The 275-nt window shown below is 43.3% G+C and carries 1 protein-coding gene; it reads right to left on the bottom strand.

Going from position 1 to position 275, the window contains the following annotated elements; all coding sequences use genetic code 11:
* The coding region (locus IEQ44_RS17195) for a hypothetical protein (protein WP_227487632.1) at window positions 1-209 on the bottom strand (209 nt) is incomplete at its 3' end.
* Between the last annotated feature and the right edge of the window lie 66 nt (window positions 210-275).

Genomic DNA, 275 nt, shown 5'->3' with positions numbered 1-275 from the left:
GCTCCACATTTTGGGCAAAATTTAAACAGCTCCATTATACGACATTCATCTACAATCCACCTCCTTCCTTTCCATCCCTTTGGGTTGTCACCAGCATTATCTGACATGGTTTCTGAACTAGACAGGAATCTGGGTGGAGCATAGTCGGCATCTGAGTGGTCAGCTTCACCCATCATTGAGCTCTCGTAGTCAGAGGCTTCCTCTTCCATCTCTTCTTCTGGTTGAAGCTGTTGAAAAGAAAATGTATTATTTACAGGCAATTATAGTGAATGGCA

Source organism: Nocardioides malaquae, from assembly GCF_015070385.1.
Lineage (GTDB): Bacteria > Actinomycetota > Actinomycetes > Propionibacteriales > Nocardioidaceae > Nocardioides > Nocardioides malaquae.
Note: the sequence above shows the minus strand (reverse complement) of the source record. Positions and strands in the feature narration are given on the sequence as shown.